The following is a 25,190-nucleotide window of genomic DNA, read 5'->3' on the forward strand; positions in this document are numbered from 1 at the left end:
GCTGATGCCCGAGGATCTAGATCGCACCTAGATCTTGCGTCACTGCTTGCCCCTCCCGCAGCACCGTCGCCAGAAGCCGACCACCAGCCACCTGCCGTCCTATCCGCGCGTTAAGCCAAGTGGCCTGGATCTTGCCGGCTGCGAGGACATCGGCTGGGGCAAAGCTGTCAGGCCTGCCGGCCAAGGGTTCTCCGGGCGAGGCCAAGCCGCCATCAAGGCACTGCACGATAGTCGGTCTGGTGTTGTCGCTCTTGGCATACGCAGTGGCCATCATTCGACGGTTCCTCGGCGACCAGCCTCCAAGCACCAACTCCGTTCCGAGCTTATCGACCGGCAGGCTCGCCTCGGCGGCCGCCCTGACGTAGTTTGGCCACAGCTGGTCCAACACCAGCCCCAGCTCCGCAGAAAGCTGTTCCATCGTGAAATCTGCACGGAAGCTCGCCTGAAGTGCCAGCTCATAGACACGAAGGAAGAACTGTGTCGACCCGCGTGCGGCCATCACGAGATTGTGCTGCGGAATCAGGAGCATTTTGGCACCCGAGGAGTGGGCGCCGGTCCGGGCATCCTCTGCCAGAGTGTCAACAGCAACGAGGAGCTGGCTAGGGCTCAGCAAGACGTTGAGAATGCTCATTGTGTCTGCCTAATGACCTAGACGGACTATCCCTCGTATTCACCCTCACGTCGAGTCCGCTATGAAATACACCCTGGAGCAACTTGCTGAACGCCTGCACGCATGCGAGGTCGACTTGGAAGCGCATCGGGGCTACCTCAAAGCGATGGAGTATGCGCTCGGCGCGACCATCGCCACCCACAACGATTCGCGGTCATTGGGCCGGATCTGGGACCTGATATTGGTAGAAGCGGCGGACGCTCATGCGGGCCTAAACGGCCCGATCTTCACCGCCGCCTTTCAGCAGTGTCTTCGGATGCTCACCGAGCAGATATCCCTGATGGACTCCCGTACTACCAGCCATCGCCCAGTAGATCAGTGAGGATCCGTTCTAACTTGGCGGCGGCCTCCTGCTGAGAGCCCACTTTGATCGCGAGCCCACTCTGAGCGGGGCCAGGACGAGCCTCAAACCTGATGATGGTTCCGCCCCCGTACTCGTCCACCTCCACTCGGGCGGTAATGATTCTGCCATTGGCGATGAATGTCCAATCTTGGAAGGGGTGCATTTCTGAGCTCAACGTGGGTTGTACAGCATAGCCTTCACAGGGCGGTGCGAAGACCAGGTAGCGCTAGATGCACCCATCTAGGCACTCAATGGGGGCTTTGCCCTCCATGCTCCAGTCTCAAGATCCCTACGCAGCGCCCACATTTTCGCGGGTATCTTCGCCCCACGTGCCGTCAAATACTCCGGCATTGAAAGCAGAACTTCATTCCCTCTCACCGAGCAACTCGTTGACAGGACGACTCCATCGCTCATCTCGACCAGACAGGTCGTCTCAACGTTACTCTGCGAGAGGCTGCCAGAAAGGATGGCGGTGGCACCAGGATAGATATGGGTATGAGAGAACTCGAAGCGCATCGATCTGCCCTATGCCTACCTAGATCGCTTATACACCTGAAACGAACTCCAATTGCCCCCCCCCAAGTGAGCACAGCAACCATTTAGGCTTCAGCCGGCTCGCCGTGTTGCGCAACCAGCTCGGCAAGCTGCTCCATGCCCGTGATGGGCTCAAACTTTCCTTTCAGACGCTGTGAGAAGTTGGTCCAATCAGCGCGGACCAAAGACTTCAACCGAGGAGTGGACACCCGCATGAATAGCATTGGCTGATCCGGAAAACGAAGCTGCTGAACGGCACCTCGAGCGAGCTGGACGAGCTCCGAGTGGATGGCCAACGACTCGATATAGGCCAAAGTCGCAGCTACTGAACTGGCGGTGCCCTCAAGGTAGGTGAAAAAACGGCTCCCATCGAAGCACACCACTGCACGCGACCCACACTTCTCATTGAACCTGGCTCCGGCGGCCATCAGATCGATAAGCAGCTTTTCCTCAGCCTCTCCTACCGCCGAGCTTACAAAGACAACAGAACACTTGGGGGGACACTTGGGCATGCGCAACAACCTCGAATTCAGGGTGAAGCTTACATCGGCCCTCGTGCTCCACGTGTGCAGGAAACGAGAGCGAAAGCGGCGTTGGCAGTCGCGGGGCTTTCACGTCCGTGCACCTATTCTCGCCACGCCACTCAGAACTGAACGGCCGCGAGCGGCATTAGACCGCTCCGCGCAACTCGCAGGACGCGATCAGCCCAGACCCCATCGCCCCTGCATGATCAAGAGCAAGCCCCTACACCCCCGCCCGTTCGAACCCTGCTCCCCTCAGTACGTCTGGAGAACTAGGTTCAAGGACAAATGTGTCTACACCGGATGCGGAGTGGGCCTCCCTGGGCGAATTGACAGCGATCGACGTGCCGGAGTTCACGCCACCAAGCGGGCGCTTGAAACCCAGCTTGTTCATGTTCGGCTCTCGCAGTGTCACGAGGTGTTCGTCAGAACCACGACTGCCGCTTTGATCACCGTCCACCATTTCCTGTCTCAGGCTGCAGAAAGGGATGCTGTCTTCTTCCTCTGCGCAAATGAGGAGATTGCTGGGGAGATCATGGCGACACTCAACATAGATGACATACCGGCCTGAAAATCCCTCTGCGTCAATTGGACGAACGGTGCGCTGCGGGGAAGAGGCTGAGACTTACAGCAGCAGATGGCACAAGCAATGCTCAACCTAAAGGCCGTCAATGCCGGGGGGGATCGGAACGAGCGAACTGTACTCAACGGTGAGTGCCAGAGAAACTGGGATCCAGACCGTCAAGAGGATGGCCTTTCCGCACCTGTGGACGATCAGACCTGCCCCAAGTAGCCGTGGTCGAGCATTACTGCCTCGACCACCCCTGCGCACCACTGGAGCGCGGCCGGTTCTATCAAAGTCGGATGGCAAGGCTTGTCCAGCCTGTGATGTACGGGGGAAGCCACTTGGCACGCCTCCCCTCCGGGCATGGGCTTGAGCTCCGAAGACCTACACTAACACTCCCCCTGTCCACACAGGGGAAGATCAGCAAGTATGGAACGTCGTTGAGCCGTCGAACTTGCAACAATGCTCGTACAGGGGCAAAGTTCGTCCATCCAGGGGGGGGGATGGGCAATGGAACGCTCGCAATTCACTATTGATCGCGCACTCTATTCGGACGACGTGACCGCTCGGGCCGCGCATCGCTATGGCGGCGAGCTTGGTGTCGAGGTTCGTAGCCATGGCACAAACCTTACTGTCATCTTTTGGTCTTTGGATGGCTCCGAGTTGCCGGAGAATCTTTGGGCGCGGTTTTCCCGAGACTTGCTGGACGAGCGCCTGCGAGCGGCCGTCCGAGCGGAGACGAGCGGGCTGCAGCAGGAGCTGCTTCGCGCAGCGCTGAACCAGGCACAGCCGGTGATGCCCCATGTCGAGGTTTAGGCCCGCTGAGGCTTTCGCCGCCCCATCGGACTACCAACTGTTGCCTCTGCGGTTCCGGCGCCTGCCTTGGGATCACGACCGGGCATTTGTCTCCTCCATGGCGGGCGACTGGCTCCTGATGAAGATGGAGGACGTTCAGCGTCTGGTGACACACCAGCTTCCGACCGAGTCCGCCCTTTTTCCGGATTTGGAAGCCCGGCATTTGGCCGTTGCCGGGACCGATCGAAGCAGCTTGGCCCCCCTGCTTAGTCAGATCCGCAGCCGAAAGTCCTATCTGATGGGAGGACCTGCTCTCCACATCTTCGTGGTTTCCCTGCGCTGCCACCACACCTGCAACTATTGCCAGGTGTCGCGGCAGGAGACGAGCGCCACTGGGTTCGACATGGAAAGCGCGCACGCCGAACAGGCGGTGGAACGGCTGTTCGAATGGCCGAGCCAAGAACTGACGATCGAATTTCAAGGGGGTGAACCCCTGCTCAATTTTGAGCAAGTGAAGGCCATCACCCGGCGGATCGTCGAGCGCAACCGGAGCGCCCGACGCATCCTGCGATTCGTGCTGGCATCTACCCTGCATGACCTCACCGACGACCAGCTGGCGTTTCTGACCGAACATCGCTTCAAATTGTCCACCTCACTCGACGGTCCCGAATGGCTTCACAACGCCAACCGCCCCCGGCCCGGCCGCGACAGCTACCGTCGGACTGTGGAGGGGATTGAGCGCGGGCGCCGTTGGCTGGGAGACGATGGCGTCTCGGCGCTGACGACGCTGACCCGCCAGAGCCTCGAAGTTCCGGAGGCCATCATCGACGAATACCGGAAGCTGGGATTCCACAGCATCTCCCTACGTCCCTTGAGCCCCTACGGGTTCGCCACCAAGACGGCCCGGCGCACCGGCTACCCGACGGAAGACTTCCTTGCCTTCTACCGGCGCGCCTTCGATCACTTGCTGTCGGTAAACCTGGCCGGTTACGCCATGGAAGAGTCCTACGCGTCTCTCCTCCTCTCCCAGCTCTTCACGTCCTTCGGGCACGGCTACGTCGATCTCCGATCGCCTTCTGGAGCCGGGTTGGGCGCTGTCATTTATGACCACGATGGGCGGGTCTATCCGTCGGACGAGGCACGCATGCTGGCCGCCATGGGGGACGATGCCTTTGCCTTGGGCCACGTCAGCCAACCGGTCAGCCAATGGCTGACCTCGCCTGCCATGGCCCGCTTGCTGGACGCCGGGGTCGCCGAGGCCCTTCCCTCGTGCTCCGACTGCGCGTTTGTGCCGATGTGCGGCGCCGATCCGATCGAGCACTACGCCCGCCAAGGGGATCCTATCGGCCATCGGCCCAGCAGCGACTTCTGCCGGCGGAACATGGGGCTCTTTGATTTCCTGCTGGAGCGATACGAGAAGGCTGACCGGAACATCCAAGGGTTGATACGCGCTTGGGCCAATCCGAAGCCATCGGTCGAGGACGCCGCCCGTGCTGCCGCTTGAAACCAGAGCCGAGCTGGCGCCGTCGGCGAAGGCCAGCCTTCTCAAGGTCGTGTCGCTGGCAGAGTTTGCCCAATCAGCACTTCCCTTCGAGCGCTTGGCTCTGGACCTCCGGGACGTCCCAGCGGACCACGCCAGCAATGAGCTGCTAGACCTGCCTTGGGGTGCAGTCTTGGCCTCAGGCGGGTTGCACTCACCCAGTGAGACTCCCCTCGTTCGCCTGGAAGGTCCGCCAGGTGTCTGCAAGCCTGGGGATGTGGTGGAGCTCAATCCCCTGCAGCAGAAGGTGGCGATCCGCTACCGGCGCGGAGACACCGGCAATGTGTTGTTCGCCACCGAGCGCTGCAACAGCTACTGCCTGATGTGCTCTCAGCCGCCCCGAGACGTTCAAGACGATTGGCGGGTGAGGCACCTCCTGGACCTGATCGACCTCATCGATCCGGAAGAACCTTCGCTGGCGATCAGCGGCGGGGAACCAACCTTGCTGGGCGACGGGTTGGTCGACGTGGTGGCCAAGTGCGCGCACGTGCTGCCCAACACCCAGCTCCACATCTTGTCCAACGGTCGCCTGCGTGGGCCTGGCCTGCATGCCAAATTTGCAGGTCTCCATCCCAACCTGAGCTGGGGCATTCCGCTTTACGGCGACCGCTATGCCCTGCACGACTACGTGGTGCAAAGCGAGGGGGCGTTCGCTCAGACCCTTCGTGGGCTTTACGCATTGGAAGCCGCCCAGCAGCGGGTGGAGATACGGGTCGTGTTGGTCAAGCCCACGGTCGAGCGGCTGGCACAGCTGGCCCGCTACATCTGGCGCAACCTGCCCTTCGTCGAACACGTTGCACTGATGGGCATCGAGCCTATCGGCTTTGCCAAAGCGCATCAGCGTGAGCTTTGGGCCGATCCGGCTGACTATGGCGACGTCCTGTCCGAAGCGGTTGGGCTACTGGCCGGGGGCGGAATTCCGGTCTCGCTCTACAACTTGCCCCTGTGCGCGTTGGACCGATCGCTTTGGCCCTACGCCGTGCAGAGCATTTCGCCTTGGAAGAACGACTACCTGCCAGCCTGTGACGGCTGCTCGGTTCGGCAGCAGTGCGGCGGCTTCTTCTCGTGGGTCACACCGGCTTGGACCAGCCGGTCCATCTCTCCCGTCCTGGAAACCTGATCATGTCCAACGCACTGATGATCGTCGGCGCCGCCGCCTTGGGAACCTTGGGCACGGAGCCGCCCAAGGGCCAGTCCGACCTTTCCAGGCTCTCCGAGATGGACGGGAAATACGCGACCGTCCTGAGCACCTCGTTGAATGCAGGACGGCACAACCTGTATGCAGGGCACCGCAGCCACAGCTCCCATCGATCACACAGTTCCCATCGCTCCCATTCGTCCGGGTCGGGAAGCTCGTATCGCTCCTATACCCCGCCACCGGCGACCTATACCCCACCGCCCACCCGCTACACCGCGCCAGTGGCACCGGCGGCGCCCGCAGCTCCCCGGACTACCGGGAGTGGCGCCAGCCATTTGAATAGCTACCCGACCCAGAATTTGGAGCCGGCCGCCCGAGCAAACTCGAGGTCGACGAATAGCTTGACGCTGGAACCGGGCACCTACGACAAGCCTGTCACGGAGGGACGGGACGCCGATGCGCTTAAGCTGCTGATCATGCGCGTCCAGGCAGCGCTCTATTCCAAGGGCTACGATCCAGGTGCCATCGACGGGATCCTCACTCCAGAGACCCAATCGGCGCTGCGAATGTTCCAATTGGCCCACGGCATCCGGGCAACCGGAACGATGACGACTCCCACCCTGGACGCGCTTGGGGTGCGGCTCTAGCCCTCAACACGCACGATCCCGTGGATCCCCCGGAGGCCAGAAAGCTACCACGCCGGCCTCCAGAAGAGTGAGACATCCGTGGCATTTAAGCCCTGAATCGCTAACGGCTCGACACATCTGCAGATCCGCTCCTAAGTACACCTTGCGCAGCTTTGCGCACATGGTTAGATGCTTCCATCCTTAAGGGGAGCGGAGACGATGGACCACAATTGCAACAACAAGCACCACAGAGGCTCTGAGCACGACTGGCAACAGGCCATTGATGCCCTTCCGATTTTGATCGTCGAACGGAACGAAGCTTCCGTCATGAGCACCGATGCGTTGATCGCGGCGGTCCAATCGGGCTTGAGGGACGCCTGCGAGAACTACCGGATGGCGCTGATGGAGCGTCGAGAGACGTAGGTGGTCATAGTCGCGGCATCTTTCGCGAACCGCCGAACGAGGGTATTTGTCCGCGCAACGCCACTGGCGCCAGCCCCCAGAATACAGAAATAACAAAGCCCATCAATGGATTAGCCTGATGGGCTGTTCTGATGATAACCGCCTCAGGTCAGCAATGCGCGTAATTTCCCAGCAACTATCCAGCTTTTGAAGCTGGCGCGCGGCCGAGCGCACCACCGTCAAGAAGTATTGCGGTGGATCCCATTGATGGTTCCCGACGCCGACGCCAAGGCTGCATCCGATAGGCTGCCCCGTTTGGGGCACAGAGCCAGAGCAGTGCGCGGCCGTGCGTTACATGCGCAATTAACCAATTTCTTGTAAGATTTGGCCATTAGCACCACCCTTCGGATGATGGAACATGATCAGGTCGTTGAAATTCAAGAACTTCCAGAGCTTCCTTGAGGAAACGGAGGTTCTCTTTGAGTTGCCAAAGGGTGCACCTTCAAGAGGCTACGAGCGCAGCGCCGCCGATGGCACACGCCTCACAACCGTCTTGGCAGCGTTCGGTGCCAACGCGTCCGGCAAAACAGCCCTACTCAAGCCCGCGGCCTTCCTCCTATGGTTTATGAAGGGCTCCTTTGGCCTTGATGTTGACGAGGATATTCCGCTTCCACCTCGCATACTGAATCCGGATGAACCGTCGGAGTTCGAAATAGTGTTCGACTCCAAGGGCGAGACGTGGAAGTACGAGCTCAAACTGACAGAGAAGCGTGTGCTGTGGGAAGCGCTGTACAAGAAGGCGACCAGGTTCAGCTACCTCTTCAAACGGGAGTGGAACGCACGCAGCGACGCCTATGATGTGCAGCTCAAGTCATTCGATCTCCCGCTCCATGTCGCCAGAAGAGCAAGGCGGAATGCTTCTTTGGTCTCGACAGCGCGACAGCATGACAGCGATTCCAGCGAGTTCATTGATGGTTACATGGGACAGTGGAATGTAGACATTGATGGTCGCCCTCACTACTTGAGCAACTTGAAATACGCCAACGAGGCATTTAAAAAGCTCGATGGCGTGCGCGACCAGGCCATCAGCCTTTTGAGATCATGGGATCTTGGCCTTGATAGCTTCGAGGTTAGGGAAGAAGACTCCGTGGACGCAGCCGGCAAGAAAAAAACGAAGCTGCGCGCCTATTTCCGTCATACAAGGGAAGACGGCGAGCACTTCACGCTGCCTTACGAGGTGGAGTCCAATGGCACTCAGTCTGCATACGTCCTCCTCGCGATGCTGTTACCCGTACTGCGCACTGGCGGTTTTGCTGTCATTGACGAAATGGAAAGTGATCTCCATCCCCATTTGCTAGAGTCTTTGCTTTCACTTTTCGACGCGGAGCAAACCAATCCTTCGGGCGCTCAACTGTTCTTCACCAGTCACACAACGAAGGTTTTGGACTACATCAGCAAGGCGCAGACATACTTCGTAGAAAAGCGCGACTGCGTCAGTACCGCGTTCCGTGGCGACCAGGTGCAGGGCTTGAGAAGCGACGATAACCTCCGGGCAAAGTATGAGTCTGGCGCGATCGGAGCCCTCCCGGAGGTTCGGAGCGATGTCTAGAGCCCCAAAGATTGTCCGAAACCTAAGACCAACGTTGCTAGTAGTCGGCGAAGGCGACGCGGAGGTCGAACTTCTTAAGATGCTCCGCGATGCACTTTGCGGTAACCGTCATGGTCCAAGTGTGACGATTCGAAATGCGAGGGGAAAAGGCGCAAGAAGTGTGATCCAAGACGCCATCCGGATCGGTCGGCAAGGCAGTTACAGCAAAGTGGCTGCCCTCTTCGACACCGACACTGACTGGGACGACACAGTTAGAGCTATTGGCAGACGAGCCAAGATCCATATGCTGACCCAGTCGCCATGCTTAGAGGCCGTGCTCCTCGCAACGAATGGGCACCAGTGCAATGGAGATACGGCCCACTACAAGCGTGAGTATCAGCGACTCTACGGCGGGGAAGCTCATCGGAACGTTAGGCAGGTCTTCGTTCTAGGCAACGCGATTGCTTCTAGGCAGAGACTGCCGGAGGTTGACGCCCTAATTCAGATCTTCACTTAGCGGAAAGACGGAGCCGACCCGTCCCGAACGCGCGACTGTTCAAGAATACTCCCGCAACAGTCGCGCTGTCGGGCAGAGCTCCTGCCAGCTTTTTTTCCAGCAATGAGCCCAAAAGCCTTGCAGTATCTGAACTAACCGCGCGTCTATTGCCCCCTAGGACGATATTCTGAAGCGCCCGCCCTACAGGCTGGTGGCGCGCCACACGCGCCCGATCAGCCCGCCGACGAGTGGCGCAACCGGGAAGACGGTGTAGAGGGCGGCCAACGCCAGCGGCGGGACAGACACGAAGAAGTTGCGTTCCGACTCGATAAGGCCAGGGCAGAAGATCCCCACCCCGATGCTTCCGATCTGCACGGCCACCACAACCAACGTGCCCATCAATGCCCCCTTCCAAAAGCCCCCGCGCTTCGGTTCCAGGAAGGGGTTGGCCGCCCTGGCTGCCCTAACGCGCGCCGCCCGCCAGTTCAGCACGTAAAGCAGCAGGAGGAGCGCCAGCACGCCAACGCCAGCCGAGAACGCCGCCACAGCCTGCCAGGCAAGCCCCAGCTCTCCAGAAATTTCTGCACCGCCTGCGAAGGCGAGCAGGCCAGCACCGCCCAGGAGGACCGTTGCGGGTGCGAGCAGGCCCCACTGCATATGGGATGCGGTCAAGTGAGAGCGGACATGGGCATTCATGGAGCCTCCAAATGAGCGAAAACGAGGGCGGGTTGCAAGGACCGATCAGGGCTTCTTCTGTGCGTCGATGAGCACCCACTGCCCTGCCCGCTTTTCAAACACCAGGTCTGCCCGGGCCGGCACAGGTGCAGGAGCCTCCTTCAGTTGGCTACCGCCTTGGAAACCGATCACATCGAGGGTGCCGCCCGTGACGCACGTCGTTCGCTCAGGCCCACTCTGATGGCAGTCGGCGTTCAAGTCGTCCCAGCCGCGCACTTCCACGCGCTGCCCCAGCTCAGCCACCAAGTTCGCGTTCAAATACTGCTCGTAAGCCTTCGCCACCTGCTCCACCGACGGTCCCGGTTCCGCCTTACCGCAGGCGATCAAGGCAACAGCTGCTACCGCGGCGACCACCATTCCACGCTTCATGCACCTTCTCCTTGGTTCTTGGTGACGTCCACTTCGATCGTTTCGTTCCGATAGCCCAGGCTCACCTTCTCGACGGTCACGTCCATCTTGGGTTCCGTGCCGTCGATCCAAACCCGATTGACCGAGAAGACCACGCGATCGTCTTGGAACGAGCGGCCTTGCCGCGCGAGGTTGGCGGCTTCGGCGGGGTCCATCCGGATCAGCAACCGGTAGCGCCCCGCGTTCGGCGGACTGGACACGCCGGTGGGTGTCTTGCGGATCCAGGGGACGAAGTTCTTTCCCGTGACACTCAAGCCAGCAACCGAGATCTGCGGCATCGGCACGAACACTTCCATGACGCCACGCTCCGCGTTGTAGCTGACTCCGCCCAGCGCTTTGAAGTTCGGGCGAACGGCATACCGCCGAATCCCTTTGAACCGCTCGAGCCTTGCGTCGAAGGCCGGCCCGAAGCGCTGCTCGATCACCGCCGCTGGCGGCTCCGCCTCTTTGCTGCCAGTCGTCCTCTTTGCGGCCACCCACGCCTGCCGCAAGCACCACTGCCGTTTGTCAGGCCTCAACTGGTAGGCGGAGTGTGCCATGGCCAACAGGCCCATGTCGCACATGTCGATCCCTTGCGCGCCGGTGGAGGACAGCCCTTCGCGCAGGTGCTGAACACCATCAAGGCTGTCCCCGTCCAGGTCCCAGTACATGCCGGCCGGCTCGGCGTACAGGGGGTGGGACACCTTGGCCTGTGACCCGGACTTTCCAGAAAGGGCCCCGCCAATCTGGCGAAGCAGGCCCGATGGGGTCGTGGATTGGGCGCTGGCACCCGTCGATACGGCCAGCGCGAGCGCGCTAGCCAGAACTGCACCGTTCTTCATACAGCCCCTCGTTCCGTGATGGATGGACTTGCCACGAACTTACGTGACACGTAGAGTCTACCCGCGACGTAGGCCTTGGGTCATCATCGGTGCATGCCTGCACTGCATCCGTTCAGCCTGTGACTACGCCGACAACTCCGCGAGCGATCGTGGCCGCGCGACTGCGCCAAGCCAGGATCCTTCGAGGCTTCAGCCAGCGCGAAGTGGGGGTCAGGATGGGCCTGGACAAAGACACCGCATCGGCTCGCATCAGTCGCTACGAGAGCGAATCGATGACGGTGAGCCTGGAAGCACTGTTTGAGCTCGCGCAGGCACTGGACGTGCCGCCGGCTTACTTGCTGGCGACGACGCCGGCGATGGCAGACGCCATCTTGGCGCTGGGTGTTCAAAGCGAGGCTCAACAGGCCAAGCTTTCTCAAGCCCTTGAAGGTCTAACCGCGCTCCCGCCGGGCAAGCGGAAGCAAGCAATTGAACGCCTGTTGGCGCATCGCGAATAGGCGATCGCAATCGTTCTCTTGGGTGCAACCGGCCCTGCGACTTTGACGCCGAGGCTGCACGTAGACGTGGCAAGGCCAGCAATCTGCTAGGAGCTTCGATTATGCGGCCTACTGTTCGTAAACGGCGGCCCCCCGCGTCTGCACTAGGGCCTGCCCTTGGGCTGGCTCCATTTGGCGGACCTTCGCCCGCACCCGAGCGACGACGGCGATGTTCATCTTGCTGATTCTGGCGCAGATGGGGGCAAACTGCGTGGTGCCCGTATTGGTGGGGTCATCTGCACCCTAATCCGATCTACAGAGTCGAGGCAGCCCTTACCTAACCTGCTTCGGTTTTCCATTGGAGTGCGGATTCGTCATTTTACCTCGCAGCCGGCAGGAAAGCCGGCCACTCCGACTCATGAAATGGGAACATTTCCTGGTCGCAACCGGGCCACTTGTTGGTCATTTTCCCAAGGCGCAGGCGCAGCTGGTCATTCAGCTATGGGCGAATATCCACGCGACTGGTAGCCACTCCCTCAAACATCTTCGCCACGTTTACCCGCCAACAGCAGTGTCGCCACCGAAGAAGAGAAACTTTCCATAGACATGTTTATATACATACAGGCACTTGACAGAATCGAAATTCGTCATACTTTCTCAGAATGAAGAAGCAATCCCACGCCAAAGGAATTATTGCCGTTGCCCTTGCATGGCTGGCGGTAGCTATTGCTCTTGCAGATAGGATCGGAGCTATTTAGATAAGAGGAAGAACTGCCGCGGCCAGCACCATAGCAGTTCCGTAGAAGGTATTGTATGAGGCGGAAAGTAGGCCTTCGGCGATATCCTTCTGGGAAAGCCACTCACGATTTGGATTTTTGGAAGACTGTTCTGTGACGGCCTGCTCGTAACCGGAAATTAAACTATCGATATCTGAGCGCCACTGATGAAGTGAGCTCGGATCACAATCGCGCAGACCCTTCAACAGCTTGACGAAGGCGCGACTCTGCATCACTTCTCTAACGTATACCGTCGGCTGTTCCTCTTCATTGCCTATCAACCGATTAAGAAAATTTCTTTTGCCGAATCCGACATAGACACCCAACAGAATTTGAACGCCACCGGCAGCTGTTAGAATGAGCTGAGCAGTCTGTATCGCCGGCGAGGAAGAAACATACTTGCCGTACAAAACAAAAGCAATTGAGAAAATTCCTGCCACGATCCATATATAGCTAGCAAAAGTATCCACCAATATCTCGATTTGGGCCCAGACCCCATCCATCCGACGACCTCGAGCCGCACGGATTTTCCGCTCCTTCCCCATATCTACCGGCTCAGTATCCGAAGATTTCACATTCACCTCCAACTAATTTTAGAAGATAATATAGCGAGCACGCCATCAAACCTTTCATCAATGAGAATGGGAATCCGACCCAGCCTCATCCGCCTCGATCCTATCAGCGACACTTGGAAAGTAGATATTCTGCTAAATCATTGTCGCCCGCCGAGCGAGCTGTTTCCTCGGGCTCTCCTTCTTGAATGTCCGCCCCCGCAGCAAGCAACGCATCAGCTATCTGACGCTTAACGTCGAAATCGAGCTCCAGGTCACGGGCCAGCCAGACCAATGGAGGCTGATCCTCATCGTCGTCTGTGTAGGTATACGCATCCGGGTCCAAGCCGGTGGCTAGGAGCGCCGTTACCAGTTCGACATCCCCCATCACGCAAGCGTTGTGCAGCTGGGGATACATCAGTGACCGCCCACGCTCCTGCAGGCCTTCTGGGAGCGCCTTCACCGCGGCCAGCATCTCATCGAAGCGCTCACGAAAGGCCTCACTTCCGCTGTAGAGGTCGCCGAAACCCATGGCGGCTGCAATGTCTGTGTGCATATCGGTTTCCCTGATTTGGAAGAACTAAACGTGTCGTCCAACCCTGCGTGCTGAGGCCAGCCTCGTGGCCAACTGCTGGCTGCGCGCTTGGTACACCCAAAGAATTGATTTGAATCGGTGAGCAGTGGGGCCGTGGAAGATGGAAGCCACAGTCGCGCGTGGCACCACCATCCGGCAACAGACCTCACTCCTCACCCAAGTCACTCCTGCCCAGCCTCAGTCCCCAGTGGAGCACCGCGTGGCAAGCCTCGGCCAGCACCCGCGGCGCGAACTCCGTTTCATAGGCGTGGGCATGCTCTTGCCGGTCGGACAGCTCGTGGCCGGTGTACTCCTCGCGCAGCTCACGGTGGACACCTTTCGCTTTGAGCGCGCCGATGACGGTGTCACGGAAGCTGTGGTGCCCCACCCTGCCGCCGCCGCGCGCCTTGATGCCCAGCTTGACCAGGTAGCGAGAGAAGGCGTGCTGGGCCCTGCCTGCAGGCCCGTTCTTCGCGTCAAACGTCAGGTCCGGGAAAAGCTTGGTCTCGCCAGCCGCCTTCAGCCTACGCACCCGCTCCCACAAGCCCAACGCGATGAGGTCGGGATGCACCGGCGTCTTTCGGTCGCTGGCGTCGGTCTTGAGGCTCTTGTGTTCGCCCAGCCAGGTGAAGTGGAAGATCGGGATCCCGTCCTCCTCCCGGCAGTCCTCAAGCTCCAAGCGGGCCACTTCGTTGGAACGCGCACCCGTGTAGAGAAGGATGAGCGGGATCCACTTGGCCGCATCTCCCTTCAGTTGCCGGAAGTTCTCAGGGTCAAAGACACGCTGCACCTGCTCCGCAGAGAAAGCCTGCGAGCCGTGCGTTTTGGCACGCTGCTTCTTGACCTGCTTTGACACCCGAGCGTGCCCCTCCGCAGGGTTGTCGCCGACGGGATAGAGGCCCGAGGTTTGCGCCCAGTCAAGAAAGGTCACGCAAACCGAGAAGCGGTTGGCGATGTAGGTGATCACCCGCCCCAAGGACTGCTCATGCAAGAACCAATCGGCGAAGTCCAGGCGGGTCAGTTCCTGCAACAGCACCGGTCGGCCGTTCTTGCGTTGCCCCGCCAAGAAGAGCTCCAGGTCGACCAGCGCTTTCCGCTTCTGAACGATGGTCTTGCCAACGTTCTTGCCCTGGATGCCCAACAGGTATTTCTCGCGCGCATCCGCAAGCGTGATGCCCACTGGCACGGAGGACCTCTCACTGCCCGCCGGTCGAGTGGGACGAGGTGCCGAGGGCGGCACAACGCCTTCGACGGAGGCAGCCAATGGGTCGAGCGCCAGGAGATCGCGAACGGTCTCCTGAAACAACACACGATCACGATCGTCGTTGATCTCGACACGCCCCAACTCCACCCCGCCCGGCAGCTTGACCCCTTGAAGGGTCAACTCGCGGATAGGCTTTCCCTTGAGCATCTTCAAGAGCTCATCCAGCTCCGGTCCCATACCGTCATTCCTGAGGGCAGCGAAGATCTGAGCATAGCCTGCCTGCATCACCAGCGCACAGGCGGTGGCGACACGCGCACAGGTCGTCGCGGTGGCGCGTTTGATGACTTTGCAGCCCAGCAGGGATTGAAGATCGCTCGGCACCTTCAGCCGAACGTAGAAGCGGCCAGTGGTGCCGCGAACCAAGTAGTGCGCTACTCGCATGACGAAGTGTCCAAGCGAGTGTCCAAGGCCGCAAAAAGAAAAACCCCCGCAAATCACTGATCTGCGGGGGTTTCCTATCAACTGGCGGAGTGAGAGGGATTCGAACCCTCGATAGAGCTTTTGACCCTATACTCCCTTAGCAGGGGAGCCCCTTCGGCCACTCGGGCATCACTCCGGGGTTTTCTCCGCGTCTGGTGCGTTGCACCTCAGCGGGGCGTGAATCATAACGTTAATCGAGTGCGAAGGTAAAGCGTTATTCGGCAGAATTTTCGCTACCGGTGCCACCGGCTTCATCACCACGCTGGATGCGCTGATAGATCTCTTCGCGATGCACAGCGACGTCCTTCGGCGCGGTGATGCCGATACGCACCTGGTTACCCTTGACGCCAAGCACGGTGACGCTCACCGAGTCACCGATCATCAGGGTTTCGCCGACGCGGCGAGTCAGGATCAACATTTTTGTAAGTCTCCATGGAACCGTGTGGAAGGGTATCCCCCACCGGCTTGACGCTCCGTCAAGAAGCGCTACCACGACAAAGGGAAAAGATTCGCAATGGTACCGTCAGCCGTCCCGCTCCTACAAGGAGGGGGACGGCCAGGTTCATCACAGGCGGGGGCTGACCCACTCGACAACTGCAGCCAGCGCAGTGGCAAGGGCGGGCCCGTCCTCGCCACCACCCTGGGCGAGGTCCGGGCGTCCGCCGCCCTTGCCCCCGATCTGACTGGCGATATGGGACAACAGTTCCCCGGCCTTGACCTTGCCCATTGCACTGCCGTTCACGCCCGCAACCAGGGCAGCCTTGCCGTCCTGGGCACCGGCCAGCACGATCACCGCATCGCCCAGCTGCTGCTTCAGGCGGTCCATGGCGTCACGCAGGGCCTTGGCATCGAAGCCCTCCAGGCGGGCAGCCAGCACCTTCACGCCGGCAACCTCGACAGCCTGGCCGGACAGGTCGGCCGTGGCACCGGCGGCGACCTTGGCCTTCACGGCCTCCAGCTCGCGCTCCAGCAGCTTCTGGCGCTGGCCAAGGGCACGGATCTTCTCGACCACGTCGGCAGCGCTGCCACCGAGCAGGTCGGCGGCCTCGGCCAGGCGGGCCTCTTCGGCGTCCACGTAGTCCAGGGCGCCCTGGCCGGTGACCGCTTCGATACGGCGCACGCCAGCCGAGACACCGCCCTCGGAGGTGATCTTGAACAGGCCGATGTCGCCGGTGCGGTTGACGTGGGTACCGCCGCACAGCTCGGTGGAGTAGTCACCCATCTTCAGCACGCGCACGTGCTCACCGTACTTTTCGCCGAACAGGGCCATGGCGCCGAAGTCCAGCGCTTCCTGCATGCCCATGTTGTGCACTTCGGCAGCGTTGTTCGCGCGCACCTGCTGGTTGACCTTGCGCTCGATCACAGCCAGCTCTTCCGCGCTGATCGGCTGGAAGTGCGAGAAGTCGAAACGCAGGCGGTCCGGAGCGACTAGCGAGCCCTTCTGCTGCACGTGGGTGCCCAGCACTTCGCGCAGGGCGGCATGCAGCAGATGGGTGGCCGAGTGGTTGAGGATGGTGGCGCCGCGGCGCTCGCCATCGACCTGGCCGGACAGCACGTCGCCGACCTTCAGGCCGCCGTCGGACAGGGTGCCGACGTGGCCATGGAACTGGCCCGCGAACTTCTGGGTATCGTCCACCGCCAGGCGCACTCCGTTGCCGGTCAGCACGCCGGTGTCGCCGACCTGGCCGCCGGATTCGGCGTAGAACGGGGTCTGGTCGGTGATCACGATGACTGCGTCACCGGCATCGGCCGACTGCACCGGACGACCGTCCTTCAGCACGGCCAGCACGGTCAGGCCGTCGGCCTGCAGGCGGTCGTAGCCGAGGAACCGGGTCGGGCTCAGGGTCGCCACCAGCTCGGCCGGCAGGGTCACGCCGCCACCGAACTTGCCGGCCGCACGTGCGGTTTCGCGCTGCTGTTCCATCGCAGCATCGAAGCCGGCGATGTCGACGGTCAGGTCGCGCTCGCGGGCGATGTCCTGGGTCAGGTCGAGCGGGAAGCCATAGGTGTCGTACAGGCGGAAGGCGTCAACGCCCGGGATCACGCCATTGCTGGCCTTGCCCGCGACGTCTTCGAAGATCTTCATGCCGGCGTCGAGGGTTTCAGCGAAACGCTCCTCCTCGGCCTGCAACGCACGGGTGACGGTATCCACAGCTGCCGGCAGTTCCGGATAGGCCTCGCCCATCTGCTCGACCAGGGTCGGCACCAGCTTGCTGAAGAACGGCTGGCGCACACCCAGCATCCAGCCATGGCGCAGGGCGCGGCGGATGATACGGCGCAGCACATAGCCACGGCCTTCGTTGGAAGGCAGCACGCCATCGACGATCAGGAACGAACAGGCACGGATGTGATCGGCGATCACACGCAGCGACTTGTTTTCCAGGTCGGCGGTGCCGGTCAGCTCGGAGGCCTTGCGGATCAGGGCCTGGAACAGGTCGATCTCGTAATTGGTGTGCACGTGCTGCAGGATCGCCGCCAGGCGCTCCAGGCCCATGCCGGTATCCACGCACGGCGCCGGCAGCGGCACCAGGGTGCCGTCGGGCTGGCGGTCAAACTGCATGAACACCAGGTTCCAGATCTCGATGAAGCGGTCGCCGTCCTCATCCAGGGAACCCGGGGGACCACCGGCGATATGGTCGCCGTGGTCGTAGAAGATCTCGGTGCACGGGCCACAGGGGCCGGTGTCAGCCATCTGCCAGAAGTTGTCCGAAGCGAACGGCGCGCCCTTGTTGTCACCGATGCGCACGATGCGCGCTTCCGGAATGCCGACCATGTCGCGCCACAGTTCGTAGGCTTCGTCATCGGTCTGGTAGACGGTGACCAGCAGGCGCTCGGCCGGCAGCTTCCAGACCTGGGTCAGCAGTTCCCAGGCCCAGGCAATCGCGTCCTTCTTGAAGTAGTCGCCGAAGGACCAGTTACCCAGCATTTCGAAGAAGGTGTGGTGGCGTGCGGTGTAGCCGACCTGGTCGAGGTCGTTGTGCTTGCCGCCAGCGCGCAGGCAGCGCTGGACGTCGGCCGCGCGCACATAGCTGCGCTTCTCCGCACCAAGGAACACGTCCTTGAACTGCACCATGCCGGAGTTGGTGAACAGCAGGGTCGGATCATTGCCCGGCACCAGCGGCGCCGACGGCACGATGGTGTGGCCTTTGCCCTTGAAGAATTCAAGGAAGTCGCTGCGGATCTGGGAAGTCGTGAATTTGGCGGATGCGTTCATTGGGGGCTGGCAGTCTGCGGGCCGGCGGGCCCGGACCACCGGCCGCATTGGCCAGGGTCGCGAGGGACCGCCGAAAACCTAAAGGGTATCAGGCCCGGCGCCGCCAGTCTCAGTCATCCGGGTCGTAGCGGGTCGCGCGGCGGATGCTGTCGCCGTCGAAGCCGCGTCGGGCCAGCAGATCGGCGGCCTTGCGCCGCTGCGTCAGGTCCTGCGGGCCGGCCTCGCCAAAGCGTCGGCGGACCAGGTCACGGGCGTTTTCCTGCCAGTCGCCTTCGTAGCTGTCCATCGCCGCGGCAATCGCGGCACTGTCCAGGCCGTGGGTCCCCAGCTCGGCGCGGACATGGATCGGCCCATAGCCGGTGTTGGCACGCATCCGCACCAGATTCTCGGCAAAACGGGTGTCGTCCTGCCAGCCGGCCTCGGTGAGCTTGGCGACAGCCGCCTGCGCCGCATCGTCTTCGATGCCGCGTGCGGTCAGCTTGCGGGTGAGTTCCTTGCGCGAGTGCTCGCGGCGAACCAGCAGGCCCAGCGCCCGTTGCACGGGGGTCTGCTCACGCGGCCGGCGTTTGCGACCGTTGGGAATGTCGTCGGCGTCGGACATGCGTACTCCAAGGGTGGCGCCATCCGTGGCGCCCAGCCCATCCCTGGGCGATTCGAACCTGCGGGACAGGGCGACGTCACTGACGGCGCCGCCCTGCCCCACAGCAAGCTTTACTCGTCGTCGCCTTCGTCGTCGCCTTCCTCACGGCTGGCTTCGGTCGGCTGGAACTTCTCGCGCAGCTCGGCTTCGAGCTTCGCAGCAACTGTCGGGTTGTCGCGCAGGTAACCGCGGGCGTTGTCCTTGCCTTGGCCGATGCGTTCTTCGCCGTAGCTGTACCAGGCACCGGCCTTCTCGACCAGCTTGGCATCCACACCCATGTCGATCAGCTCGCCCTCGCGGCTGATGCCCTCGCCGTACAGGATCTCGGTGATGACCTGCTTGAACGGAGGCGCCAGCTTGTTCTTGACGACCTTGATCTTGGTCTGGTTGCCGATGATCTCGTCGCCCTTCTTGATCGCGCCGATACGGCGGATGTCCAGGCGCACCGAGGCATAGAACTTCAGCGCGTTGCCGCCGGTGGTGGTTTCCGGGCTCTGGCCCGGCATCATCACACCGATCTTCATGCGCAGCTGGTTGATGAAGACCACCAGAGTGTTGGAGCGCTTGATGTTGCCGGTCAGCTTGCGCAACGCCTGGCTCATCAGGCGGGCCTGCAGGCCCGGCAGCTGATCGCCCATCTCGCCTTCGATTTCGGCCTTCGGGGTCAGTGCGGCGACCGAGTCGATCACCAGGATATCGACCGAACCCGAGCGGACCAGCATGTCGGCGATTTCCAGCGCCTGCTCACCGGTATCCGGCTGCGACAGCAGCAGGTCGTCCACGTTCACGCCCAGCTTGGCGGCGTAGATCGGGTCCAGCGCGTGCTCGGCGTCGATGAAGGCCGCGGTGCCGCCCATCTTCTGGCATTCGGCGATGGCCTGCAGGGTCAGCGTGGTCTTGCCCGAGGATTCCGGCCCGTAGATCTCGACGACACGGCCCTTCGGCAGACCGCCGATGCCCAGTGCGATGTCGAGCATCAGCGAACCGGTCGGGATGGCTTCGACGGGCTCGACCACGCGGTCGCCCATGCGCATCACCGAGCCCTTGCCGAACTGCTTTTCGATCTGGCCCAGAGCTGCAGCGAGGGCGCGCTTCTTGTTCTCGTCCATCGGTTGGGTCCTTGCAGAGGTCGTGTCGTTGGAGGTGCTGTCTTTGGGGGTCTTCTTTGCCATGGGCTCACTTTAAGTCGGACGTATCGCACAGGCTGAGATTCTGCCCGGCGCTCTGAAAAGAATTATCGGACATCCGTACCAACCTCAGTGGAACCAGAGAATCGCCACAAAAGACCGCGGGGTAATGCGCTATGGAACGGGTCAACGGTTGGGTCGCAACAGGCCGCAATAGAGGCCTTCGATCGAGAAGTCCTGGTCCGGCTGCACCTCGATCGGCTTGTAGTCGGGGTTGCGCGGCAGCAGGCGGATACGATCCTTGGCGATCTTCAGCAGCTTGACGGTGATCTCGTCATCGATGCGGGCCACCACGATCTGCCCGGAATGGGCGTCGCGGGTGCGGTGCACGCCGATCAGGTCACCGTCGAAGATGCCCTCGTCGATCATCGAATCGCCCTGCACCTTCAGCAGGTAGTCCGGCGCTGGCGAGAAGAACACCCGGTCCAGCACCACGAAATCGTCCGAGCCGATATCGGCGCCGATCGGCAGGCCCGCCGCAACCCGGCCGAGCACCGGCAGGCGCAGCACGCTGTCGGGCAGGCCTGGCTCGGCCAGCTTCTCGACCGGCGGCGCCTGCACCAGGCGGATGCCGCGGGCCTGGCCCGGGATGCGACGGATCGCACCGGCCTGCTCCAGGGCCTCCAGGTGGTACTGGGCCGCGCGCACGCCCTTGAAGCCGAACGCACGTGCGATTTCAGTCTGCGACGGCGGTGCGCCTTCGCTCTCGATACGCTCGGCGATCAACTGCAGGATCGCCTGCTGGGTGTCGGTCAGGTCCATGATTAGCAGTATTACTACTAACTCACAGGACTGCAAGTGCCGGAGACGACACGGCGACATCTGTAGTACCGAGCCGTGCTCGGCAATGTGGTGAATGTCTGGGCTGACCTGGGCAAGAGCAGCCGAGCATGGCTCGGCTCTACAGGAATCGCTGCGGCAAGCACACTAGTTGTGCTTGCCGCTTCTCCAGATCGAGAACAGGATCCACACACCGCAGAAGCCGGCGCCGATGAAGCCGCAGACCCCCAACGCCAGCAGCCAGCGGCTGGAGACGCCACCGACGCTGTGCATCACGATCGACGAGCCGATGATCAGCGCAGCAGTGACGATGCCCATCACCAGCCGGTTCGCGGCCCGGTTCACCTGTTCGCCAAAGCCCTGCAGTGCGGTGGTTTCCACCTTCAGCTGCAGGCGCCCACGGCGCGCTGCCTGTACCAGCTTGCGCAGGTCGCGCGGTAGTTCGCCGGCGAAGTCGACCAGGCCCAGCAGGCTGCGTCGGCCACGCTTGAGCAGCGCCGTGGGGGCATAGCGCTGCAGCACCACCCGCTCCAGGAACGGGCGCGCGGCGCTGGCCATGTCGAAATCCGGGTCCAGCTGCCGCCCCATCCCTTCCAGGGTCAGGAACGCCTTGATCATCAACGCCAGGTCAGCCGGCAGGGTCAGGCTGTAGCTGCGCAGCAGCTGGGTGATGTCGCCCAGCATCAGGCCGATGCGCAGGTCCTTCAGCGGCACGCCACGGTACTGGTCGACGAACTGGCTGATGTCGTGCTGCAGCCGGTTCTCGTCCACCTCGACACCGCCGGCCCAGTCCAGCAGCACGTCGGCCACGCCCTGCGGGTCCTGCTCGACCAGCCCGTGCAGCAGCTGAGCCACCTGGAAACGCCGCACTTCCGACAAGGCGCCGACCATGCCGAAATCGATCACGCCGATGCGGCCGTCACGCAGGTAGATGATGTTGCCCGGGTGCGGGTCGGCATGGAAGCTGCCGTCCTCCAGCACCATCTTCAACACGATGTCGGCACCGCGTCGCGCCAGTTCGCGGCGGTCCAGCCCAGCCGCATCGACACCGGCCAGGTCACGCCCTGGAATGCCGTCGACGAAGTCCTGCACGTTGAGGCTTTCGCAGGTCCACTGCCAGTGCACGCGGGGAATCAGGATGTCATCACGACCATTGAAGTTGCGCGCGATGCGCTCGGCATTGCGGCATTCGGCGGCGAAATCCAACTCGCGGCGCAGCGACACGGTGAACTGCTGCACGACTTCGGCCGGGCGGTAACGTCGCAGATCCGGCAGTCGGGCCTCGACGATCTCGGCCAGGCGGGCCAGCAACCGCAGGTCGGCCTCGACCACATCGCGGATGCCGGGGCGCCGCACCTTCAGCACCACCTCGCGACCGTCATGCAGGCGCGCACGATGGGCCTGCGCCAGCGAGGCGGCCGCCATCGGGGTTTCGTCGAGGAACGCGAACACGTCCTGCGGAGACGCACCAAGATCGGCTTCGAGCTGCTCGCGGATGTCCGCATACGGCAGCGCAGGTACCGCGTTCTGCAGTTCGGACAGCTCGGCGATCCATTCCGGTGGCAGCAGGTCGACGCGCGTCGCCAGCACCTGGCCGAGCTTGACGAAGGTCGGGCCGAGATCCTGCATCGCGCTGCGCACGCGCACCGGTGCGGTCATCCGCAGCAGCTCCTGGCGGTCCTCGTTCCAGTGCAGCAGGCGCCCTGCCCGCTCCAGCGTGGTGGCCAGGCCGATGCGCCGCACCACATCGCCGAAGCCATAGCGGATCAGGACGACGGCGATTTCCTGCAGTCGGCCCAGGTCACGGACCGTGCCCAGCGTTTCCCACATCATGCGTGCTCCGGACGATTACCGGAGCAGCATGTCACAGCTGGGCGTCGATACCGCGCAATGCCGCCGCCACGGTTTGCCGGCGGATGGCTTCGCGGTCACCATCGAACTGGAAGAGTTCGGCGCGGGCATAGCCGCCACGGCGCTTCCAGCCGATCCAGACGCTGCCGACCGGCTTGTCCGGGCTCCCTCCACCGGGGCCGGCGATCCCGGTCACCGCGACGGCGATACCGGCGCCGGAGTTGACCAGCGCACCGGACACCATTTCCAGCACGGTTTCGCGGCTGACCGCACCGAACTGCTCCAGGGTCTGCGCACGCACGCCCAGCAGGCGCTGCTTGGCTTCGTAGCTGTAGACCACCATGCCGCAGTCGAAGAACGCCGAGGAACCGGCAATGTCGGTCATGCACTTGGCGATCCAGCCACCACTGCAGCTTTCAGCGGTCACCAGCTGCAGCGAGGCCTGCTGCAGGCGCTGCCCGAGCGCGGCGGACTGGGCATTGAGATCGGCGTCGGTGGGAATGGACATCGGCATGACGGTGGGGTGAAGAGCCTGCACGTTGTACCGCAGATGACAGGCTGATGTCGCGCGCCGCCGCGATAGCAGTCGCCGAGCATGGCCCGGCGCTGCCTCACCACTCCGGCAGCTTCTCCGGCAGCAGCGCCCGGATCGGTGCGCCGTCGGCACTGGCGGCCAGCTTTTCGGCTTCGGCGATCGGCAGGTCGACCTGCAGCAGCCAGCCTTCCTCGTCGGCCTGCTCACTGCGGATCACTTCCAGCTGGTGCAGGCGCGCGCGCAGGCGGCCCGCATCCGGCGGCAGGCGCAGTTCGCCGGTGACGTGCTGCAGTCCCAGGCGCTTGCCCAGCACCGCCTGCAGCAGGTCCAGGCCCTGCCCGTCACGCGCGGAAATCCACACCCGCTCGCGGCGCGACTCGTCCGGGATACCGTCCTGGCCGTCGTGACGGACGTCGGCGCCTTCAATGCGGTCGATCTTGTTGAACACCAGCAACTGCGGCAGATCACCGGCACCGACTGCGGTCAGTACCTCGTCCACCTGGGCGATGCGCTCCTCGCGGTGCGGATCGGCGGCGTCGACCACGTGCAGCAGGAAATCGGCCTCGCGTGCCTCCGACAGCGTCGAGCGGAAGGCGGCAACCAGGTCATGCGGCAGGTCACGGACGAAACCGACAGTGTCGGCCAGCACCACGTTGCCACCGGGCACCGCGATGCGGCGCACGGTCGGGTCCAGCGTGGCGAACAGCTGGTCGGCGGCATAGGCCTCGGCGCCGGTCATGGCGTTGAACAGGGTCGACTTGCCAGCGTTGGTGTAGCCCACCAGGGCCACGCGCGGCAGCTCGCTGCGCACACGCGCACGGCGCATCTGGGTACGCTGCACCTCGACCTTTTCCAGGCGCTTCTGCAGCTGCTCGACCCGCTTCTGCAGCAGGCGCCGGTCGGTTTCCAACTGGGTTTCACCCGGGCCGCGCAGGCCGATCGAACCGCCGCGCTGGCGCTCCAGGTGGGTCCAGCCGCGCACCAGCCGCGTGGCCAGGTGACGCAGCTGCGCCAGCTCGACCTGCAGCTTGCCCTCGTGGCTGTGCGCACGCTGGGCAAAGATGTCCAGGATCAGGCCGGTACGGTCGATCACCCGGCGCTCCAAGAACCGTTCCAGGTTGCGCTCCTGGCCCGGGCTCAACGCATGGTTGACCAGGACCAGGTCGGCACCACTGGCGTCGGCCGCCGCCTTGATCTCGTCCAGCTTGCCGCTGCCGATCAGGGTCGACGGATTCGGACGGTCCAGGCGCGCGGTGATCGTCGCGGCAATGCTGGCCCCAGCCGAGCGGGCCAGATCACCGAATTCTTCCAGCACATCGTCTTCCAGCTTGCCGAAATGGGGCTGGATCAACAGGGCGTGTTCGCCCTTCTTCGAGCGGTCAAACATTCACCGCTCCGGTATTACTCGTCTGCTTCATCACCTGCCTGACCACCTTCACCCGACTGCACGTAACCACCGCCCGGACCGACCTTTACGTTGCGTGCCGGAACGACCGTGGAAATGGCGTGCTTGTAGACCATCTGACTGACCGTGTTGCGCAGCAGGACCACGAACTGGTCGAACGACTCGATTGTGCCCTGCAGCTTGATGCCGTTGACCAGGTACACCGAAACCGGCACGCGTTCGCGCCGCAGTGCGTTCAAGAAAGGATCCTGCAGCGATTGCCCCTTGGACATTGCACACTCCTGATTATTGTTCTTATTGGGTTGCCGACGGTTGCCACGGCCCCCGAGCCGCCC

At 62.3% G+C, this 25,190-nt stretch carries 26 protein-coding genes and 1 tRNA gene; 9 read left to right on the forward strand and 18 right to left on the reverse strand.

All coding sequences use genetic code 11. The features are described 5' to 3' along the window. Positions 1–16: 16 nt before the first annotated feature. Positions 17–631: a hypothetical protein gene (locus AC5P6E_RS08980; protein WP_495230904.1), complete on the reverse strand. Its 615-nt coding sequence runs from the start codon at positions 629–631 to the stop codon at positions 17–19. Between the two features lie 61 nt (positions 632–692). Between AC5P6E_RS08980 and AC5P6E_RS08985 the strand changes: the two genes are divergently transcribed. Further along, entirely contained in the window at positions 693–992 is a 300-nt protein-coding gene (locus tag AC5P6E_RS08985) for a hypothetical protein (RefSeq protein WP_495230905.1), read from the forward strand. 620 nt (positions 993–1,612) lie between these two features. Here the strand turns inward: AC5P6E_RS08985 and AC5P6E_RS08990 are convergent. Beyond that, positions 1,613–2,059: a BLUF domain-containing protein gene (locus tag AC5P6E_RS08990; RefSeq protein ID WP_495230906.1), complete on the reverse strand. Its 447-nt coding sequence runs from the start codon at positions 2,057–2,059 to the stop codon at positions 1,613–1,615. 214 nt (positions 2,060–2,273) lie between these two features. Between AC5P6E_RS08990 and AC5P6E_RS08995 the strand changes: the two genes are divergently transcribed. The 7 genes from AC5P6E_RS08995 to AC5P6E_RS09025 all read left to right on the forward strand — a co-directional run bounded on the left by AC5P6E_RS08995 (position 2,274) and on the right by AC5P6E_RS09025 (position 8,743). Next, positions 2,274–2,639 carry a hypothetical protein gene (locus AC5P6E_RS08995; protein ID WP_495230907.1) on the forward strand — a complete coding sequence of 122 codons (366 nt, stop codon included), beginning with the start codon at positions 2,274–2,276 and terminating at the stop codon, positions 2,637–2,639. A gap of 504 nt (positions 2,640–3,143) precedes the next feature. Continuing rightward, positions 3,144–3,449: a hypothetical protein gene (locus AC5P6E_RS09000; protein WP_495230908.1), complete on the forward strand. Its 306-nt coding sequence runs from the start codon at positions 3,144–3,146 to the stop codon at positions 3,447–3,449. Beyond that, on the forward strand, positions 3,436–4,932 hold the full coding sequence (gene hxsB / locus AC5P6E_RS09005) for a His-Xaa-Ser system radical SAM maturase HxsB (RefSeq protein ID WP_495230909.1): 1,497 nt from the start codon (positions 3,436–3,438) through the stop codon (positions 4,930–4,932). Before AC5P6E_RS09000 ends, hxsB begins: the two co-directional genes overlap by 14 nt. Then, positions 4,919–6,088, forward strand: coding sequence for a His-Xaa-Ser system radical SAM maturase HxsC (gene hxsC / locus AC5P6E_RS09010; protein ID WP_495230910.1), 1,170 nt, complete (start codon positions 4,919–4,921; stop codon positions 6,086–6,088). Before hxsB ends, hxsC begins: the two co-directional genes overlap by 14 nt. Positions 6,089–6,090: 2 nt before the next feature. Next, complete coding sequence (gene hxsA / locus AC5P6E_RS09015) at positions 6,091–6,753, forward strand: His-Xaa-Ser repeat protein HxsA (protein WP_495230911.1); 663 nt, start codon at positions 6,091–6,093, stop codon at positions 6,751–6,753. Positions 6,754–6,951: 198 nt separating this feature from the next. Further along, positions 6,952–7,155, forward strand: coding sequence for a hypothetical protein (locus tag AC5P6E_RS09020; RefSeq protein ID WP_495230912.1), 204 nt, complete (start codon positions 6,952–6,954; stop codon positions 7,153–7,155). 409 nt (positions 7,156–7,564) lie between these two features. Further along, positions 7,565–8,743 carry an ATP-binding protein gene (locus AC5P6E_RS09025; protein WP_164190871.1) on the forward strand — a complete coding sequence of 393 codons (1,179 nt, stop codon included), beginning with the start codon at positions 7,565–7,567 and terminating at the stop codon, positions 8,741–8,743. Positions 8,744–9,419: 676 nt separating this feature from the next. Here AC5P6E_RS09025 and AC5P6E_RS09030 read toward each other — a convergent pair. Genes AC5P6E_RS09030 through AC5P6E_RS09040 form a run of 3 tightly spaced genes read right to left on the reverse strand, consistent with a single transcriptional unit; the run spans position 9,420 to position 11,182 of the window. Further along, positions 9,420–9,914: an ABC transporter permease gene (locus AC5P6E_RS09030; protein ID WP_239519075.1), complete on the reverse strand. Its 495-nt coding sequence runs from the start codon at positions 9,912–9,914 to the stop codon at positions 9,420–9,422. Positions 9,915–9,959: 45 nt separating this feature from the next. Then, positions 9,960–10,322, reverse strand: coding sequence for a hypothetical protein (locus tag AC5P6E_RS09035; protein ID WP_495230913.1), 363 nt, complete (start codon positions 10,320–10,322; stop codon positions 9,960–9,962). After that, positions 10,319–11,182 (reverse strand): hypothetical protein, encoded by an 864-nt coding sequence (locus AC5P6E_RS09040; RefSeq protein ID WP_495230914.1) that lies wholly within the window; start codon positions 11,180–11,182, stop codon positions 10,319–10,321. Before AC5P6E_RS09040 ends, AC5P6E_RS09035 begins: the two co-directional genes overlap by 4 nt. 149 nt (positions 11,183–11,331) lie before the next feature. Here AC5P6E_RS09040 and AC5P6E_RS09045 point away from each other — a divergent pair, with 149 nt between their 5' ends. Then, positions 11,332–11,679: a helix-turn-helix domain-containing protein gene (locus tag AC5P6E_RS09045; protein ID WP_126559308.1), complete on the forward strand. Its 348-nt coding sequence runs from the start codon at positions 11,332–11,334 to the stop codon at positions 11,677–11,679. Positions 11,680–12,412: 733 nt separating this feature from the next. Here the strand turns inward: AC5P6E_RS09045 and AC5P6E_RS09050 are convergent. The 13 genes from AC5P6E_RS09050 to hfq form a co-directional block, all read right to left on the reverse strand. Further along, positions 12,413–13,009 (reverse strand): hypothetical protein, encoded by a 597-nt coding sequence (locus tag AC5P6E_RS09050; RefSeq protein WP_495230915.1) that lies wholly within the window; start codon positions 13,007–13,009, stop codon positions 12,413–12,415. Positions 13,010–13,112: 103 nt separating this feature from the next. Beyond that, positions 13,113–13,541 carry a hypothetical protein gene (locus tag AC5P6E_RS09055; protein ID WP_495230916.1) on the reverse strand — a complete coding sequence of 143 codons (429 nt, stop codon included), beginning with the start codon at positions 13,539–13,541 and terminating at the stop codon, positions 13,113–13,115. A gap of 184 nt (positions 13,542–13,725) precedes the next feature. Next, positions 13,726–15,204: a DUF6538 domain-containing protein gene (locus AC5P6E_RS09060; protein WP_495230917.1), complete on the reverse strand. Its 1,479-nt coding sequence runs from the start codon at positions 15,202–15,204 to the stop codon at positions 13,726–13,728. 82 nt (positions 15,205–15,286) lie between these two features. Continuing rightward, a tRNA-Ser gene (locus tag AC5P6E_RS09065) sits at positions 15,287–15,379 on the reverse strand. Positions 15,380–15,457: 78 nt separating this feature from the next. Further along, a complete protein-coding gene (gene csrA, locus AC5P6E_RS09070) occupies positions 15,458–15,661 on the reverse strand; it encodes a carbon storage regulator CsrA (protein WP_004152909.1) in 204 nt (67 codons plus the stop codon). A 147-nt stretch (positions 15,662–15,808) separates the two neighbouring features. After that, the gene (gene alaS, locus AC5P6E_RS09075; RefSeq protein ID WP_019338219.1) at positions 15,809–18,457 is read right to left on the reverse strand and encodes an alanine--tRNA ligase; all 2,649 of its coding nucleotides are present in this window, start codon (positions 18,455–18,457) and stop codon (positions 15,809–15,811) included. A 109-nt stretch (positions 18,458–18,566) separates the two neighbouring features. Continuing rightward, entirely contained in the window at positions 18,567–19,058 is a 492-nt protein-coding gene (gene recX, locus AC5P6E_RS09080) for a recombination regulator RecX (protein WP_049412637.1), read from the reverse strand. Positions 19,059–19,168: 110 nt separating this feature from the next. Then, a complete protein-coding gene (gene recA, locus AC5P6E_RS09085) occupies positions 19,169–20,206 on the reverse strand; it encodes a recombinase RecA (RefSeq protein WP_010484252.1) in 1,038 nt (345 codons plus the stop codon). 204 nt (positions 20,207–20,410) lie between these two features. Further along, positions 20,411–21,046, reverse strand: a complete 636-nt coding sequence (gene lexA, locus AC5P6E_RS09090) for a transcriptional repressor LexA (protein ID WP_010484251.1) — start codon at positions 21,044–21,046, stop codon at positions 20,411–20,413. A 165-nt stretch (positions 21,047–21,211) separates the two neighbouring features. Then, positions 21,212–22,894 carry a 2-polyprenylphenol 6-hydroxylase gene (gene ubiB / locus AC5P6E_RS09095; RefSeq protein WP_029550825.1) on the reverse strand — a complete coding sequence of 561 codons (1,683 nt, stop codon included), beginning with the start codon at positions 22,892–22,894 and terminating at the stop codon, positions 21,212–21,214. Between the two features lie 34 nt (positions 22,895–22,928). Further along, on the reverse strand, positions 22,929–23,423 hold the full coding sequence (locus AC5P6E_RS09100; protein WP_005409020.1) for a CinA family protein: 495 nt from the start codon (positions 23,421–23,423) through the stop codon (positions 22,929–22,931). 103 nt (positions 23,424–23,526) lie between these two features. Then, entirely contained in the window at positions 23,527–24,837 is a 1,311-nt protein-coding gene (hflX, locus tag AC5P6E_RS09105) for a ribosome rescue GTPase HflX (RefSeq protein ID WP_019338214.1), read from the reverse strand. Between the two features lie 14 nt (positions 24,838–24,851). Continuing rightward, complete coding sequence (gene hfq / locus AC5P6E_RS09110) at positions 24,852–25,127, reverse strand: RNA chaperone Hfq (RefSeq protein ID WP_004152891.1); 276 nt, start codon at positions 25,125–25,127, stop codon at positions 24,852–24,854. Between the last annotated feature and the right edge of the window lie 63 nt (positions 25,128–25,190).

The organism is Stenotrophomonas sp. YJH_SMC_16, assembly GCF_059367875.1.

What these genes read in the sequence shown, in the direction of transcription:
- AC5P6E_RS09100 (WP_005409020.1), bottom strand. Translation starts at nt 23,423, where the DNA reads ATGTCCATTCCCACCGACGCCGATCTCAATGCCCAGTCCGCCGCGCTC.
- hxsB (WP_495230909.1), top strand. Translation starts at nt 3,436, where the DNA reads ATGTCGAGGTTTAGGCCCGCTGAGGCTTTCGCCGCCCCATCGGACTAC.
- AC5P6E_RS08985 (WP_495230905.1), top strand. Translation starts at nt 693, where the DNA reads ATGAAATACACCCTGGAGCAACTTGCTGAACGCCTGCACGCATGCGAG.
- recA (WP_010484252.1), bottom strand. Translation starts at nt 20,206, where the DNA reads ATGGACGAGAACAAGAAGCGCGCCCTCGCTGCAGCTCTGGGCCAGATC.
- AC5P6E_RS09055 (WP_495230916.1), bottom strand. Translation starts at nt 13,541, where the DNA reads ATGCACACAGACATTGCAGCCGCCATGGGTTTCGGCGACCTCTACAGC.
- AC5P6E_RS09030 (WP_239519075.1), bottom strand. Translation starts at nt 9,914, where the DNA reads ATGAATGCCCATGTCCGCTCTCACTTGACCGCATCCCATATGCAGTGG.
- AC5P6E_RS09060 (WP_495230917.1), bottom strand. Translation starts at nt 15,204, where the DNA reads ATGCGAGTAGCGCACTACTTGGTTCGCGGCACCACTGGCCGCTTCTAC.
- AC5P6E_RS09040 (WP_495230914.1), bottom strand. Translation starts at nt 11,182, where the DNA reads ATGAAGAACGGTGCAGTTCTGGCTAGCGCGCTCGCGCTGGCCGTATCG.
- ubiB (WP_029550825.1), bottom strand. Translation starts at nt 22,894, where the DNA reads ATGTGGGAAACGCTGGGCACGGTCCGTGACCTGGGCCGACTGCAGGAA.
- lexA (WP_010484251.1), bottom strand. Translation starts at nt 21,046, where the DNA reads ATGGACCTGACCGACACCCAGCAGGCGATCCTGCAGTTGATCGCCGAG.
- recX (WP_049412637.1), bottom strand. Translation starts at nt 19,058, where the DNA reads ATGTCCGACGCCGACGACATTCCCAACGGTCGCAAACGCCGGCCGCGT.
- hflX (WP_019338214.1), bottom strand. Translation starts at nt 24,837, where the DNA reads ATGTTTGACCGCTCGAAGAAGGGCGAACACGCCCTGTTGATCCAGCCC.
- AC5P6E_RS08995 (WP_495230907.1), top strand. Translation starts at nt 2,274, where the DNA reads ATGATCAAGAGCAAGCCCCTACACCCCCGCCCGTTCGAACCCTGCTCC.
- AC5P6E_RS09000 (WP_495230908.1), top strand. Translation starts at nt 3,144, where the DNA reads ATGGAACGCTCGCAATTCACTATTGATCGCGCACTCTATTCGGACGAC.
- AC5P6E_RS08990 (WP_495230906.1), bottom strand. Translation starts at nt 2,059, where the DNA reads ATGCCCAAGTGTCCCCCCAAGTGTTCTGTTGTCTTTGTAAGCTCGGCG.
- alaS (WP_019338219.1), bottom strand. Translation starts at nt 18,457, where the DNA reads ATGAACGCATCCGCCAAATTCACGACTTCCCAGATCCGCAGCGACTTC.
- AC5P6E_RS09020 (WP_495230912.1), top strand. Translation starts at nt 6,952, where the DNA reads ATGGACCACAATTGCAACAACAAGCACCACAGAGGCTCTGAGCACGAC.
- csrA (WP_004152909.1), bottom strand. Translation starts at nt 15,661, where the DNA reads ATGTTGATCCTGACTCGCCGCGTCGGCGAAACCCTGATGATCGGTGAC.
- hfq (WP_004152891.1), bottom strand. Translation starts at nt 25,127, where the DNA reads ATGTCCAAGGGGCAATCGCTGCAGGATCCTTTCTTGAACGCACTGCGG.
- AC5P6E_RS08980 (WP_495230904.1), bottom strand. Translation starts at nt 631, where the DNA reads ATGAGCATTCTCAACGTCTTGCTGAGCCCTAGCCAGCTCCTCGTTGCT.
- hxsA (WP_495230911.1), top strand. Translation starts at nt 6,091, where the DNA reads ATGTCCAACGCACTGATGATCGTCGGCGCCGCCGCCTTGGGAACCTTG.
- AC5P6E_RS09035 (WP_495230913.1), bottom strand. Translation starts at nt 10,322, where the DNA reads ATGAAGCGTGGAATGGTGGTCGCCGCGGTAGCAGCTGTTGCCTTGATC.